13 protein-coding genes and 1 pseudogene are annotated in these 13,878 nt (G+C 63.2%); 4 read left to right on the forward strand and 10 right to left on the reverse strand.

Features of this window, described 5'->3' with window-relative positions; genetic code table 11:
• Nucleotides 1-12 precede the first annotated feature (12 nt).
• Nucleotides 13-432: a hypothetical protein gene (locus tag BM009_RS17630; RefSeq protein ID WP_139216669.1), complete on the reverse strand. Its 420-nt coding sequence runs from the start codon at nt 430-432 to the stop codon at nt 13-15.
• Between the two features lie 169 nt (nt 433-601).
• On the opposite strand from BM009_RS17630, the gene BM009_RS17635 reads away from it, so the two are divergent.
• Entirely contained in the window at nt 602-2,698 is a 2,097-nt protein-coding gene (locus tag BM009_RS17635; protein ID WP_254772343.1) for a hybrid sensor histidine kinase/response regulator, read from the forward strand.
• Between the two features lie 15 nt (nt 2,699-2,713).
• Here the strand turns inward: BM009_RS17635 and BM009_RS17640 are convergent, their stop codons facing one another.
• From BM009_RS17640 to BM009_RS17670, 7 genes are all read right to left on the reverse strand, one after another.
• Nucleotides 2,714-4,528, reverse strand: coding sequence for a M61 family metallopeptidase (locus BM009_RS17640; protein ID WP_175488098.1), 1,815 nt, complete (start codon nt 4,526-4,528; stop codon nt 2,714-2,716).
• Between the two features lie 50 nt (nt 4,529-4,578).
• Nucleotides 4,579-4,818 (reverse strand): DUF6894 family protein, encoded by a 240-nt coding sequence (locus tag BM009_RS17645; RefSeq protein WP_093298177.1) that lies wholly within the window; start codon nt 4,816-4,818, stop codon nt 4,579-4,581.
• 85 nt (nt 4,819-4,903) lie between these two features.
• Nucleotides 4,904-6,049: an alpha/beta fold hydrolase gene (locus BM009_RS17650; protein WP_093298178.1), complete on the reverse strand. Its 1,146-nt coding sequence runs from the start codon at nt 6,047-6,049 to the stop codon at nt 4,904-4,906.
• A 173-nt stretch (nt 6,050-6,222) separates the two neighbouring features.
• Nucleotides 6,223-6,756, reverse strand: coding sequence for a hypothetical protein (locus tag BM009_RS17655; protein ID WP_093298229.1), 534 nt, complete (start codon nt 6,754-6,756; stop codon nt 6,223-6,225).
• A gap of 13 nt (nt 6,757-6,769) precedes the next feature.
• Nucleotides 6,770-7,915 carry a zinc-dependent alcohol dehydrogenase gene (locus BM009_RS17660; protein WP_093298230.1) on the reverse strand — a complete coding sequence of 382 codons (1,146 nt, stop codon included), beginning with the start codon at nt 7,913-7,915 and terminating at the stop codon, nt 6,770-6,772.
• A gap of 142 nt (nt 7,916-8,057) precedes the next feature.
• Complete coding sequence (locus BM009_RS17665) at nt 8,058-8,396, reverse strand: hypothetical protein (protein WP_093298180.1); 339 nt, start codon at nt 8,394-8,396, stop codon at nt 8,058-8,060.
• 276 nt (nt 8,397-8,672) lie between these two features.
• Nucleotides 8,673-9,305 carry a tyrosine-type recombinase/integrase gene (locus BM009_RS17670; RefSeq protein ID WP_093298232.1) on the reverse strand — a complete coding sequence of 211 codons (633 nt, stop codon included), beginning with the start codon at nt 9,303-9,305 and terminating at the stop codon, nt 8,673-8,675.
• Nucleotides 9,306-9,857: 552 nt separating this feature from the next.
• Here BM009_RS17670 and BM009_RS17675 point away from each other — a divergent pair.
• Both BM009_RS17675 and BM009_RS17680 read left to right on the forward strand, forming a co-directional pair.
• A complete protein-coding gene (locus BM009_RS17675; RefSeq protein WP_093298181.1) occupies nt 9,858-10,586 on the forward strand; it encodes a Crp/Fnr family transcriptional regulator in 729 nt (242 codons plus the stop codon).
• A gap of 33 nt (nt 10,587-10,619) precedes the next feature.
• The gene (locus tag BM009_RS17680) at nt 10,620-10,874 is read left to right on the forward strand and encodes a DUF6894 family protein (protein WP_093298183.1); all 255 of its coding nucleotides are present in this window, start codon (nt 10,620-10,622) and stop codon (nt 10,872-10,874) included.
• Nucleotides 10,875-11,162: 288 nt separating this feature from the next.
• On the opposite strand, the gene BM009_RS22355 is transcribed toward BM009_RS17680, so the two are convergent.
• Nucleotides 11,163-11,414, reverse strand: coding sequence for a hypothetical protein (locus BM009_RS22355; protein ID WP_139216671.1), 252 nt, complete (start codon nt 11,412-11,414; stop codon nt 11,163-11,165).
• A gap of 538 nt (nt 11,415-11,952) precedes the next feature.
• The gene (locus BM009_RS17685; RefSeq protein WP_093298184.1) at nt 11,953-13,533 is read right to left on the reverse strand and encodes a putative bifunctional diguanylate cyclase/phosphodiesterase; all 1,581 of its coding nucleotides are present in this window, start codon (nt 13,531-13,533) and stop codon (nt 11,953-11,955) included.
• 60 nt (nt 13,534-13,593) lie between these two features.
• Between BM009_RS17685 and BM009_RS17690 the strand changes: the two are divergent.
• Nucleotides 13,594-13,878: pseudogene (locus tag BM009_RS17690) on the forward strand (transposase); the annotation flags it as partial.

A 13,878-nucleotide genomic window follows, 5' to 3' on the forward strand; every position in this document is an offset into this window, starting at 1 on the left:
CCTATCGAACCGTCAGCTGCCCTGTCGCTCGATCTGCGCTGGGCTGATCAAGCCCATCGATCTCGCGACGGCTTCCTGTAGAGCTTCAACGATCTGGAACGCCGCGTAAGGCCAGATGAACGCCGGCTGCAGAGGGGAACTCACGCTTCGCCAAGGCGCGTTCTCTACCAGGATAAAGGGTACGTTGAACTGCTCCAGCGATGCATGAAGCGTGCCCGCTCCGTCCCGGAGCCAGTCAGCGGCGACAATGATCGCCGCAGGTGCAGGCGGCGCAGCATCAAGCAGCGCCTGCAATTCTGTCTCGGAATCGAACGGGCCTATCGTCCGCAGGCCGAACATCGAAAGCGCCTGGGCAAGATATGCGGAGCAAAAGCTGTGCTGGCTAGCGAGCAAGATCGTGGCGTGTTGAAAGAATGGCTCGGGCGCCCACATGCTAGCTTCCTTCATGTTGCAACCAGAACCTTCCCGGCAGTCGCAAGCTCCCAGGAAAAGGATTGATCTGCATCTAAACGAACGTGCTGGAGTTTTTGCAACGCTCCCGATCTTCCTCCGTTAGATGCCCGGAGATGACGCCCGCCTCCTGGCGGCTGCACTCCGGGCGATGCCGCATCCGGCCGCGCACCTGACGTCAAGCGAAGCGACAGAACAGTTTGCTCGGTCGGTCGTTCTTCGTCCAAACTTTCTACAGGCCGCCATGAACGACGCTCGCATTGCTCCGCTGGATCCCGCCTTCGCCGAGCTTATTCTCGAGAGCGCGACGGACTTCGCAATCTACACCACGGATCCGGCCGGCATGTTGACCAGCTGGAACCCTGGCGCTGAAAAGCTGATGGGCTGGACGCCGGCAGAAGCGCTCGGCATGAACTCGCGGCTGGTGTTTACCGCCGAGGATCGCGCGGCGCAGGTGCCGGAGAACGAGATGCGGCGCGCCCTTGCTGAGGGCAGGTCGATCAACGAGCGCTGGCATTTGCGCAAGGATGGAACGCGCTTCTGGGCTTCGGGATTGCTGATGCCGCTGCTGGGCGGTCCTCAGCAGGTACAAGGCTTCGTGAAGATGTTGCGGGATCGTACGGTGGAGCGACAGGCAGATCGCCGGTTCAGCGCCATGACGGCCGCCTTGCCGGGCTTCGTCTTCGTCACCGATGCCGACGGCAGCAATGTCGAGACCAACGAGCAGTTCCAGCACTTCACCGGCCGTGCTGGCCCCGAGCTCGCCGGCGATCGGTGGCTGGAGGCGCTCCATCCCGAGGATCGCGAGCGCGCGGCGGAGATATGGGAGCAAGCGGTGCGTAACGGGGACGGCTACGAGGCCCGCTATCGCTTTCGTCGGCACGACGGGGAATATCGCGCCTTTGCCTGCCGGGCCGTACCCGAGCGGGACTCGGAAGGACGGATCCTCCGCTGGCTTGGGACCTGCCTCGATGTTGATAATGAGGCGCGCGCACGGACGGCACTGGAGGGTCTGAACCAGACGCTGGAACATCGCGCCACCCAGTCGCACGCCGATCTTGCGACCGCGATCGAACGGCTGCAGCGCGAGGTAATCGAGCGCCAGAAGACCGAAGAGGCGCTGCGCCAGGCGCAGAAGATGGAGGCGGTCGGCCAGCTCACCGGCGGAATCGCGCACGACTTCAACAACCTGCTGACGATTATCCGCTCGTCCATCGATCTGTTGCGCCGCCCCAACATCTCGCCTGCGCAGCGCGCCCGCTACATGGATGCGATCTCCGACACCGTGGACCGTGCGGCCGGGCTGACGCGCCAGCTGCTGGCCTTCGCCCGGCGCCAGCCGCTGCAGCCGGAACTGTTCGACGCCGGCGTACGGCTGAACGAAACCATGGCCATCCTCAAGTCGACGCTCGGATCGCGCATAAAGGTGATTGTGGAGATCCGGAGCATGCCCGCGCCGGTCGAGGTGGATCCGAACCAGTTCGACACCGCGATCCTCAACCTGGTGGTGAATGCGCGCGACGCGATGGACGGCGAGGGCGCGCTAACACTGGTCGTCGACGGCGTCGATGAGCTGCCGGCGCGGCGGGGCCATGTAGCCGCCGCCGGTGCCTATGTCGCCGTTTCGGTGACCGACACCGGCGCCGGAATTCCTCCGGAGCAGCGCGACCGCATCTTCGAGCCCTTCTTCACGACCAAGGCCGTCGGCAAGGGGACCGGTCTGGGCCTCAGCCAGGTGATTGGCTTTGCCAAACAGTCCGGCGGCGACGTCGGGCTCACGTCCGAGCACGGTCGCGGCACGACGTTCACTTTGTTCCTGCCGCGCGCGGCTTCGACCGAAACATTGGCCAGGCAGGTGCCCGAGCCGCCGGCACCGATCCCCAGGGGGCATGGTTGCATCCTGCTGGTGGAAGACAATGAATCGGTCGGCCAGTTTGCCCGTACGCTGCTGGAAGATCTCGGCTTCTCCACGATCTGGGCAACCAACGGCCAGACGGCGCTGGACCTGTTCGCGGAGGAACCCGGCAAGTTCGACCTCGTATTTTCGGACGTGGTGATGCCCGGCATGAACGGCATCGATTTGGCGCACCGGCTTCGGGACGCCCATCCCGAGCTGCCGATCGTGCTGGCGAGCGGTTATAGCGATGTGCTCGCCGCCGAGGGTACGCACGGCTTTCCGCTGGTGCACAAGCCCTATTCGATCGATGCGCTGTCGGCGACGCTCTCCCGCCTGTTGCGGCAGGATTGACGCTCGCGGCAGCGATTACGCGGTAGCGCGCCGGGGCCGCAGGATGTCGTCCAGCCGGCGGGTTGCTCCGGCCACCCGTTCCAGGTGCGGGTAGCGGTGCCCGGAGCAGTTCGCGATGACGAGGGACCGCTCGCGCTTGCCGGTGCGCAGCTGCACCTGGAGCGGGCCACGGCACGCACGCACGGCATCGCGCAGCACCTCGAGCGAAAAGGGCTTTCCCTGGACTGCCAGCAGCGTCGAGCCTGCGGTGAGCCCCGCCGTGAAGGCAGGCCCTTCCCACAGCACTTCACCCACGGCGCCGTCCGCCGCCACCGTCAGCCCCAGCGAGAAGGTGAGGTTGAGATTGCCCGCAACCTTCTCGGTATTGGCCCAATAGGTGGTGGGTTCGTCGCGGTAGACAAGCCGGTACCCGCCACGCTCGATCCCTGCCAGCGGCGCGCCTTCATGCTTGCCCTCGATGCGGGCGGCGAAGAAGCCGTGCCAGTCGAACGGCGCGAGTTGCTCCAGCGCAGCGACGACGTCCTCGAACACATAGGTGCGCGTGCCCCAATCGCCTGCCGCCTCGGCGCCGAAGAAAGCGCGGGCGAAATCGTCAAGCGAGCGCGCCTCGCCGCTCAGCTCCCGGATCCGGGTGTCGACGTCCAGCCAGACCAGCGCGCCTTCGGAATAGTAATCCTCGCTGCGCTGCCAGCTGGGCCAGGGAAGCGGCGCCCGCGCGGCGATGATGGGATCGCGGGTAGTGTCGCTCATCGGCCGCCAGCGGCTGCCGGCGCGCACTTCGTGGGTGGCGGCTGTGAGCGCCAGCGCGCCCAGCGCATGTTCCGGCGCCCAGAGGCCCGAGCGCGCGCACAGCACCCGATCCCAATATTGCGTCTGCCCCTCATAGACCCACATCAGGCTGTTGCCGATTGGCCGGTCGAAGCTGGGCGTCCACGAATCCGCGCCGCGACGGTGCTTGCCGTTCCAGCTATGGACGAATTCGTGCGGAATCGTGTCGCGGCGCGAGAAGCTTTCGTCCCAATCCGTGAAATAGCCCGGCAGTGTCGCGGCTTCGCACGAGCGGTGATGCTCGACGCCGATGCTGTCGATCGTGTCGCTCAGCGCGAACAGCACCTCGTAACGATCGAAGGGGCGGGTGCCGAACAGCAGGTCCGCTTCCTCGATGAGCGCGCGGTGGAGAGCGATCTGCTCCGGTGTGGCATCGAGCTGGTCTGGCGCGTCGGCGGCCATCGCCAGATGCACTTGCGCCTGATCGTCCAGCGCTATCCGGCGGAAGTTACGGCCGGCGATCACCGGCGAATCGACCAATACATCCAGCGGCACGGGCGGGAAGCGGAGGCGGTCGCCGTCGTTCGCGGCCTCCATCGCGCAGCCGTGCTGCCAGCCTTCGGGCAGGCGCAGGGCAGCGTCCACTTCGATCCGTCGTGCGAAATACCCGGCCGGATAGAGCAGCACCGTGTTCCACTGCAGCATCAGCAGGTCGGGGCCGACCACCACGCGCCCTTGCGCGGGATCGGTCGGCGACAGGAACTGGAAGCGTGCCTCGATGGCGTCAACGCCATCCGGCACGTCGACAAGGAAGGCCTGCACGTTCACCGGATGGCGCCTCCAGCGCAGATCCTGGCCGCCCGCTTCGAGGACCAGTCCGGCGAAGAGTTCGATCGGCGCCTGGGGCGCGTGATAGCCGGGCAGCCATTGCGGAAAGAGCAAGGTCAGTTCGCCGGCCTGCGCCACCGGGATCGTCTCGCGCACCCGGAAGATCCGTCGCTCGACATCGCGCGCGTCGACATCGAGGATGATGGTGCCTGGGTAGGGCACGTCTTCCGGCATGGCGACGGGCGCCGGTTCCGGCACCGGCTGTGGCAGGCCGCACATCGGGTTTACGAGATTTGCCGGGCGAGATCGGCGAGCAGGATGCGGGCCACGGGCTGGCGGTCCTCATCCTCGATGTCCAGGCTACCGTGCAGGGCACTGGGGGCGCGGCGGACATGCTTGTGCAGCAGCATGCGCCCCACCTGGTGCGCCGCGATGAGCGCCTGACGCAGATCCGGCAGGTCACGCTGCTCGCTCAGATGCGCGATGTTGTTGGGGGTTCGGAAGCAGAAATGATAGCTGGGCATGAGGATGAAATGCTAAACATTTCATGTCGTTGCGCCCAATTGATCTGATTTAGCGAATTCGCGCATCTCAAGACGGCAAGCGCCATCACAGCGGCGTTGGCCTGCGAAACTGCACCGCCTGTGCGAAGTCGATGATCGCGCTGTGATAGGCCGCAGCCTGCTCGATCGGCCCCATGTGATTGGCGCCCTCCATGATCTGCAGTTGGGCGCGTGGTGCGATATGGGCGAGGTGTTCGGAGGCTTCGGCCTTCGTCACGATATCCTTGCTGCCGCCAAGCACCAGGATCGGAACCGGGCACGCGCGCAGCGCCTCTTCGGCGCTCCATCGGAACATCGCCAGATCGCCGTGCGCGGTCACCGCGGGATTCTGCATCGTCATCAGGCGCGCGGTGCGGTCCAGCTGGGTTCGCGTGACCGACCGGCCGAAGCCGAGCCGCGTCGAGAGGTGCGAGGTGCCGCTGAGGTAGCTCTGCCATGCGGCGAGCCAGGCCAGCGGTTGCAGTAGGATGGTCAGGCGCATCAGCGGCTCGATCACCGGCCAGCGCAGTGCCTGCGCTAGGCCGCTCAGGATCATGGTCTTGAGCGGATTCGTGTAGGTGGTGTCGAGAAGGACGACACCGCGCACCTCTCGGCCGAACAGTTCTGGCTGATCCCGGACCAGCGTCTGAAGGATCATCCCGCCGATGCTGTGCCCTGCGAGCAATGCGGGGCGTCCGCCGGCAAGCTGCAGGATTGCGGCGAGATCCTGCGCAAAGCCGCGCATGTCGACCTTGGCGCGGGCGCGTTTCGACTGGCCCAAGCCGGGCAAATCCCAGACGATCAGCTGGAAATGACGCGCCAGCTCCCGCTTGGCATAATGCCAGATGCGGCTGTCGAGCGACCAGCCATGGGTGAGGATAAGCGGCGGGAGATCGTCCGACCCGTGGATCTCAACGTACAGGCGCGCACCGGTCGGGCTATCGACAAAGGTGCCGTTTCCGCGTTCCAGGCGCATGGGGTCCGTGTCCCCGCGCGCCACGAGCAACAGCACCACCGACCGGCCCAGGAAAGACCAGGCGAGCAAGCTGCCCCCGGTCCAGAGGCGCCAATCCTCGCGAACGCGGCGGAGCACGCCCTCTGCATCGCGCACCCATTCGCCGTCATACCAGCTCCAGAGCAGATAGGCGGAAGCGGCCAGGAGGCAGAGCGACAGAATGGCGAAGAATGCGCGTAGAACGGATAGCGAGCCCATGATCTCTCCCGGGGAGTCTGACGGTCGCGAACGGATCGCGACCGTTGCCCGTTCCCAGCGATAACAGTAACTTGGGATAGTGCAGCTTGGTGTCGCCCCGACCGCGCGACTGGGCGGGGGCGTTCGGCCCCGCCCAATCTCAGGATGGCCAGTACTGCCACACTTCCACCGCGTCAGCGCTCGCCTGCATCCTCGATCCGCTGCGCGGAACCCCGGCGGGCAAGCAAGGCGACGGTAAGGGTCAGACCGGCGACGACGGCGACCTTGGTGGCGAAACCCCGCTTGTTGTGCGCAAGCTCGGCGCGGATGCCCATCTCGCCGGGGATGTTCGGCAGCTTGGCATGCGCCAGGTCGTCGACCACGCCCTCGACCACGTTGATGCGGTCGGCACCCAACAGCAGCAGCCAGTGCAGCCAGTTGGATTCGCTCCAGCGGAAGGCGAGGCGGCGCAGCACGCCGCTCAACCCGCTCGGCGGGGTTGAGGTGCCGACTACCGCAGGCCGACGGACATGCTCGATCGACTGGAGGATCTCCACGTCGGTTCGCTGGATCGGCGGGCGGTCCCATTGGCGGGTAAGCCCATGATCCTGCGTCTGGTCGCGCATCGGATAGGTGGGGTCGTTGCGCGGATCGGCATCCACCCCCCAGCCGGGGATCGTCGAGGTGTCGAACAGCGCCGGGCTCTCAGTCTTGCGGACGAGGTTCATGCGGGTCTCCTGCTCAGCCATGGGGCACCAGCACCGGCTTGATGCAGCCATCCAGCTTGGCGGCGAAAAGATGATAGGCGTCGGCCACGTCGGCCAGCGGCACCTTGTGGGTGATCATCGCCTTGGGGTTGATATGGCCGGCGCGGATATGCTCGATCAACCGCGGCAGCAGCCGCTTGACCGAAGCCTGGTTGGCGCGGATCGTGATGCCCTTGTTTACGACATTACCCATCGGCACCATGTTGCCGGTCGGCCCATAGACGCCGACAACGGACACCACGCCGCCCTTCTTCACCGAATTGATCGCCCAGTGGAGCGCAATGGCCGATCCCGCCTCCAGTTTCAGCTTGGTGCCGAATAGCGTCTGCAGAAAATTGCCCTTCGCATCGCCGCCGACCGCGTCGATCGCGACATCGACGCCGAGCCCGTCGGTGGTCTTCTTGAGGAAGACAACGACGTCGTCGACTTCCTTGAAGTTGTAGACCTCCGCCGGGCCGAAGCTGCGGGCGAATTCGAGGCGGTAATCGATATGATCGAATACGATCACCCGGCCGGCACCGAACAGCCAGGCGGCGCGCGCGGCCATCAGCCCAACCGGCCCGGCGCCGAAGATCGCCACCGTGTCCCCCTTCTGAATGCCGCCCATCTCGGCGGCCTGATAGCCGGTCGGGACCACGTCCGTGAGCAGCACCGCGTCGTCCGGATCCATCCAGTCGGGCAGGATCATCGGGCCGATATCGGCATAGGGCACGCGGACATATTCCGCCTGGCCGCCATCATAACCGCCGGCGGTGTGCGAATAGCCGAAGATGCCGCCAACTGCAGTGGCCTGCGCATTGGATTCGTGGCAGTTGCCGAACAGGACCTGCTTGCAGAAATGGCAGTGGCCGCAGGCGATATTGAACGGCACGAGCACGTGATCGCCCGGCTTCAGGTTTGTCACCTCCGGCCCGACTTCCTCGACGATGCCACAGAATTCGTGGCCAAACGTCATGCCGACACGGGTGTCGGGCACCATGCCGTGGTACAGGTGAAGATCTGATCCGCAGATGCAGGAGCGAGTCACCTTAACAACAGCATCGCGCGGATGCTGGATGCGAGGCATCGGTTTCTCGGAAAGGCGGACGCGATAGGGTCCGCGATAGTCCATTGCCAGCATGCGCATTCCTCCATTGCGCAAGCCAACAGCAGCATTGGCGGGTTGTTCCGAACATTGATCTATGTGTAGTCTTATTGCCGCGAACGTTGTTGTTTCAGGCAACTACACCACTAAGCATGAGCGCCTGCCCCTGCAGCCTTCCTCAGGGTTTTACGTCGTGGCCGAGATTCTCGCCGTCTGCGCCGGTCTTCTTGTACCCGGAGCCGCCCTTCGGGCCTTCATCGAACTCCTCGCCTTCGCGCGAACCGGAACCATGGAGCGCGCCAGTTGCCGGGTCGAACGATGCCCTGCGACCGTTCTCCGGCCCGATGTCGCGATCGCCCAGATCGGCGGGGAGCAAGCTCTCGCCGTCGGAATGGACACGGCCGGCGGGATCGACACGGGCGAGCTCCGCTTCTTTGTCCCTGTTGTAATCCTGCCCGGAATAGCCCTCCAGATCGTTGAACGGAGTAGCTGCAGGCGTGCCAGAACGATCGGTCATGGGGTTTCCTCTCGGCAATGGAACGCACAAGTTCGAAAGAGGAGCCGAGGAAAACGTGGCTCAGTGCTCCAGAAAAGCTCGCGATGGCGATATGGTCCCCCCAACCTTCGGCCCTACTGACAGAGATCTTCGCCTGATTCAGGAACGCGCGTGATCGGGCGAACGTTGAACGTCGGCTCTTGGCAAAACCCGTTGTTAAGCACGGAAATTTGGAATGCCCACTAAGTCCCACATGACGGTGAAAAGGCCCCTCGCTGGAGGCGAGGAGCCTTCCGGTTAGATCTCAGTGTTTTCAGCAAGGGCAAGCGCATCTTCCACGTCGATGCCGAGATAGCGCACTGTGTTCTCGATCTTGCTATGACCGAGGAGGATCTGAACAGCGCGCAGGTTGCCGGTAGCTCGGTAGATGATCGAAGCCTTCGTTCGGCGAAGCGAGTGCGTTCCATACTCGCTTCGCATCAGCCCGACGCCGGTCACCCATTCATCGACAAGCCGCGCATACTGGCGGGTGCTGAGATGGCCATTATGATCAATCCTGCTGGGAAAGACATAGTCGTCCACTGCACCGCCCCGCCGTTCAAGCCATGCCAGCAAGCTCGCCCGGGCGTCTGGAAGCAATTTGAATTGGACCGGCCGACTGGTTTTCTGTTGCACCACGATCGCACGCGTTCGGATCTGCCCGCCGCTGACAAGGTCGCGAATCCTCATCTGCACAAGGTCGCAGCCCCGGAGTTTGCTGTCGATCGCCAGGTCGAACAGCGCACGATCTCGCAAGCGGCGGCGCTGATTGAGATAAAATCGGATCTCCCATATTTGCTTCGGTTTCAGCGCGCGCTTCGCGCCGACGGTCCGTCCAGCATTCCAGACTGGGCGCTTTGTATCGGTGGGTTCCGTCTCAGGCATCTCCATGATCATTCTCCGATGGCCAGAGTGGCCGTCGGAAGAACGCTTTTTGCGCCTTGTAAGCAGGCATGCCCCGAGGCACCTGCCGACCACAATACGCCGTCCCGATCTAGCGCCCGTCATGTCGGCTTACGCCGAAAGCTACCGGCCAGTCGCTCGAAGCGGCGGGATCTCACCCTCGCCGACTTGGCGCCACGAGCAGCCCGCCTCCGCCCAAGAGTTCAACGCCGATATTGATGCGCAGCGCTGGTTGATTTCAGAGGTGAACCCACCAGCGTGACCATCGTGGCGGCTACACGACGGCGGTGAAGCTGGAATTGTGGGCTAGTCTCTGCTGGCTTGCTCATCCTGATCGGCTGCTGGCTTCCATAGACCTTTCTCGCCGTCCCCGCGCGTCGCGCAAGTTACCTTGCGACTCCGTCTGCCGCCCCGAACTCCTCCCCCCTTCGGCAGAAGCTGGCGACGGATCGAGGCTTGTTCACGACTTGGCAGATATCCAGAGGGAACGCACCTTGATGTAAGGAATTATTGTCCTGCTCACCAACTCGCGAGTGGAGTATGCATTCTATAACCCATCCGCTGCAGCCTCTGCTCTCTAAGGTAAGAAGGATCGCGCGATTAAGCGAAGCCGACGAGAGGGCACTTCTCGCCGTTCCGCACAGAGTCGGCCGTATAGATGCGAACCGCTACATCATTCGTGAGGGGGACGTTCCGCGCGAATGCTGTCTTCTGGTGGAAGGCTATGCCGCACGCAGCAAACTCGCAACGGACGGGGGTCGGCAGATCGTCTCTTTCCACATCGCTGGGGACATACTGGACTTACAGCACCTGTTCCTCGAGCGCGCGGACCATTCCGTACAATCGATGACCGACGCTAAGCTCGTGTGGTTGCCGATGGTGGCGCTCCGCGATTTGGCCTCAGAACATCCGGCAATTGGAACGGCTTTTTGGCGAGACGCCCTTGTGGATGCATCAATCTTCCGGGAATGGGTCCTCAATGTCGGTCGGCGCGACGCCAAGACCCGGGTGGCGCATATGCTTTGTGAGTTCATCGTTCGGAGTGAAGCGGCTGGCCTGGGTACTGTCGAGAGTATGCGTCTTCCCTTCACGCAGGAGCAGATCGGCGACGCGACGGGCCTTACCGCGGTACACGTCAACCGGATGCTTCGGGAGCTCACGGACGAAGGCCTGATTGAGCGAACACCTGGCGTCCTGCGAGTCCTGGACTGGCCGGGCTTCAAGCGCGCAGCAACCTTCAACGCAGCCTACCTGCACGCGGCCGCCTAGGCCGACGCAGCACCAGAACGGATATCGGACCGGATGGGTCGCTATTTCTTCCATCTTCACGACGGGCGCCGTCTTCTCGAGGATTACGAGGGCCGCGAGTTCAGATCCTCGGAGGAGGCTGCGGCCTATGCCATCGTCAACGCGCGGGATGTCATGAGCGGTGAAATCCGCCGAGGCCATTTGGATCTCACATGGTACATTCTCATAACCGAGCATTCCGACGATGTCGTCGACCAGATAAGCTTCGCAGACGCAGTCGTCGTTCGGGTTCCTGATCGCCGCACTTAGACTCCAAAAAAAATGTATCAAATCAGTACGCTCACGCTGCCGATACGGGAGATAAGTGGATCTACGGCGGTTGATCCAGACCGGAGCAGCCCGCAGGCAGGATCAGAATGGCCACGGAAGAACCTATCGTCGCAGTTGGGCTGCTGACCGCAACGGAGCTTGACCGACTAGGCAAGACGTTCACGCGCTTTTGCCCACTCGATGACACTGCAGCTTTCGACGACTTATTGAGGAAGATAGATATAGCGGATGCTGCCTGGCGAGACAGCAAGCCACCCCCCTCGATGCTCAATCGAGATCGAGAGCCGTGATGATGAGTTCGGACGGGTGCGATCCTTCGGCGTCGATGAGCCGCTGAGCGGCACAAACGATGCGCGAAAACACCTCGGGAGCGAGTGGATCGAATTCGGCAATGCGGTTGCCCAGAAGCTTCATTCGCGCGCTGCTATGAAGCAAAAGGAGTAAAGGCCCGCGTTCGCTCAGGCCAGTCAGCATCAATCGCCGGCTATCGGCTACCGACTTCAACTGCGGTTCTCGCATTCACTGCCTCCTTGCTCAAGCGACAGCCTAATTGGGACCGACAGCCATCGCCGCGCTCACATTGTAGCGCCGGCACCGATCGTATACGCTGCTTCTAAGACGGGGGGCTTGATGGACATCAAGGCGCACACAAATCAGCTCGAAAGTGGCTATTTGTCAGCGGGATAGATTGGCTTCCTAGGGCGAGACGGCCAGCGCGAGATCTGGCGAACTCTCCAAGAGACGCCGTATCCTCGCCCCCTGGCGGGGCGGGTTGCACTGGCCGATCGCCGCCCGCCGAACAGGGCCAAGCCGTCGGCGGGGTAATCCCTGCGCAAGTGGCGAACATCGACCAACTCAAGCCGTTCCGCTCAGCGGCTGGGAATGACGGCTCGAGCCGAAAGCGGCCATAGGCAGCCTGATCGCTCGGTCGGCGGCAGCGCCCTGAAATCGTGATCCCGCTCTGGCAGCTCCCGCCAAAGTTTCAGACATTCAGCGGGCCGATCGCTGTTCCCACAAGCGGACGCAGACAGATGACGCCTGCTCGCCAAACGACAACTCAGCCTACCCTTCGGCCTCTGACAGCAGCGTTTGATATCCGGTCGAGTTGGATGGATAGCTCCTCTTCGCGGAGAGCTTCAGAGAAGAGATACCCCTGGAGTTCGTTGCAGCCTATCGTTCGGAGCAGGGAGCCCTGCTCCATGGTCTCTACGCCCTCGGCTGTGACAGACAGGCTCATCGCGTGGCCCAGAGCGATAACCGCTTGGACGATTGCAATCGCCTCCTGGTCCCGTCCTAAGCGCTTGACGAAGCTCTTGTCGATCTTGATCCGGTCGACCTTGAATTGTTTTAGGTAGCTCAGACTGGAATAGCCGGTGCCGAAATCGTCCAGCGCGATCCGGAAGCCCGCGTCGCGCAGGTCATGCAGTGCGTCGCGCACCTCTTCCGTATCATCGATAAGGATCCCCTCCGTCACCTCGAGCTCGATAGACCGCGGATCCACGTCGCAGGTCTGGACGATGGATCGAATGGTTGCGGCGAAGCCTTCCGCCTTGAACTGGACGGGAGATACGTTGACGGCCATCTTAAGGCCGGGCCACATCTTCGCTACGCGACACGCTTCCGCGAGCACCCAGCTGCCCAGCGCGTGGATCAGGCCTGCTTCCTCCGCAATCGGGATGAAGAGATCGGGCGTCAGCAGCCCTTTTGCCGGGTGATCCCAACGGACGAGCGCCTCTAGCCCGACTACAATTGCACCGCTGGCATCCATTTTCGGCTGATAAGCGACGAACAGCTGCTGCTGGACGCTAAGCGCCTTCCGCAAATCCTCTTCAAGCTCGCGCCGATTGGCGAGGCTCTCGTCCATCTCCGCGGTGAAGAAGCGATAGCCGTCGCGACCGCTGCCCTTTACGCTGTACATGGCAATGTCGGCCTTGCGCAGCAGCTCAGTAAGATTGGAGGTACGCGGGGTGCCAACAGCGATGCCGATGCTACCGCCAATCTGCACTTCAGATCCGAGGATCGGGAAGGGCTTGCGCAGCTCGGCTAGGCAAGTTTCGGCAAGAGCGCGAAGCGAATCCGCTTCGAGGTCTTCGGTCAGGCAGACGGCAAATTCGTCGCCGCCCAACCGCGCCAGCAGCCCCCCCGTGGGCAGCCGAGCGGAGAGGCGGCCGGCAACGCTCTGGATCAGCTGGTCTCCGGCGAGATGACCGAGCGTGTCGTTGACGTGCTTAAACTTATCCAAGTCGATGAGCAGCACACCGAGCGCCTGCTGAGCAATATTGCCGGCGGCACCATCGACGAAGCGATTGAACGCAGCCCGGTTCGGCAGCGAGGTAAGCACGTCGTGATTGGCAAGATACTGGGCGCGCGCCTCCTTCGCCTGAAGCTCAACGCGCGCCGCCTCCAAAGTGTCGATCGACCTCGCATCCCTGAACATCAATCGACCAACGACTAAGACGAGCGCCGCCAATAACGTGATCAGCGCCGCTGCCGCCGCGCCGCCACGCTTGGCTACCGACCTGAGGATGTCGCGGCCGGGCATGTCCGGCCGCCAGCTGAGATGACCGAGCAGGACGCCCCGCGAGGAGCGCAAGGGCACGCTGTACATCCCGGTTTTCGGCAAAGCCGGTGTGGGCATGACGTGCTCCCCTGAAACTCCTCCAGTTTGAGGTAGAGTCCTCGATCAAGGAGGACGAAGATGAAGCGCAGCAGGTTTTCAGAAGAGCAGATCATCGGGATCCTGCGCGAGCAGGAGGCCGGTTCGTCGACGGCAGACGTGTGCCGGAAGCACGGTGTAAGCAGCGCGACGTTCTACAAGTGGAAGGCGACGTACGGGGGCATGGATGTGTCGCAGGCGCGCAAGTTGAAGGTACTCGAGGACGAGAACGCGCGGCTGAAACGGCTGCTGGCCGATGCGATGCTCGACAATGCGGTGCTGAAGGAAGTTGCCGCAAAAAACTGGTGAAGCCTGCCGCTCGCCGAA

The sequence above is a fragment of the Sphingomonas sp. NFR04 genome, from assembly GCF_900114095.1.
GTDB lineage: Bacteria > Pseudomonadota > Alphaproteobacteria > Sphingomonadales > Sphingomonadaceae > Sphingomonas.

Excerpts from the sequence above, each read along its gene's own strand:
- BM009_RS17635 (WP_254772343.1), top strand. The coding sequence starts at position 602 with ATGCCGCATCCGGCCGCGCACCTGACGTCAAGCGAAGCGACAGAACAG.
- BM009_RS22355 (WP_139216671.1), bottom strand. The coding sequence starts at position 11,414 with ATGCGAGAACCGCAGTTGAAGTCGGTAGCCGATAGCCGGCGATTGATG.
- BM009_RS17685 (WP_093298184.1), bottom strand. The coding sequence starts at position 13,533 with ATGCCCACACCGGCTTTGCCGAAAACCGGGATGTACAGCGTGCCCTTG.
- BM009_RS17650 (WP_093298178.1), bottom strand. The coding sequence starts at position 6,049 with ATGGGCTCGCTATCCGTTCTACGCGCATTCTTCGCCATTCTGTCGCTC.
- BM009_RS17660 (WP_093298230.1), bottom strand. The coding sequence starts at position 7,915 with ATGCTGGCAATGGACTATCGCGGACCCTATCGCGTCCGCCTTTCCGAG.
- BM009_RS17645 (WP_093298177.1), bottom strand. The coding sequence starts at position 4,818 with ATGCCCAGCTATCATTTCTGCTTCCGAACCCCCAACAACATCGCGCAT.
- BM009_RS17675 (WP_093298181.1), top strand. The coding sequence starts at position 9,858 with ATGCATTCTATAACCCATCCGCTGCAGCCTCTGCTCTCTAAGGTAAGA.
- BM009_RS17670 (WP_093298232.1), bottom strand. The coding sequence starts at position 9,305 with ATGGAGATGCCTGAGACGGAACCCACCGATACAAAGCGCCCAGTCTGG.
- BM009_RS17680 (WP_093298183.1), top strand. The coding sequence starts at position 10,620 with ATGGGTCGCTATTTCTTCCATCTTCACGACGGGCGCCGTCTTCTCGAG.
- BM009_RS17665 (WP_093298180.1), bottom strand. The coding sequence starts at position 8,396 with ATGACCGATCGTTCTGGCACGCCTGCAGCTACTCCGTTCAACGATCTG.
- BM009_RS17640 (WP_175488098.1), bottom strand. The coding sequence starts at position 4,528 with ATGCCGGAAGACGTGCCCTACCCAGGCACCATCATCCTCGATGTCGAC.
- BM009_RS17630 (WP_139216669.1), bottom strand. The coding sequence starts at position 432 with ATGTGGGCGCCCGAGCCATTCTTTCAACACGCCACGATCTTGCTCGCT.
- BM009_RS17655 (WP_093298229.1), bottom strand. The coding sequence starts at position 6,756 with ATGAACCTCGTCCGCAAGACTGAGAGCCCGGCGCTGTTCGACACCTCG.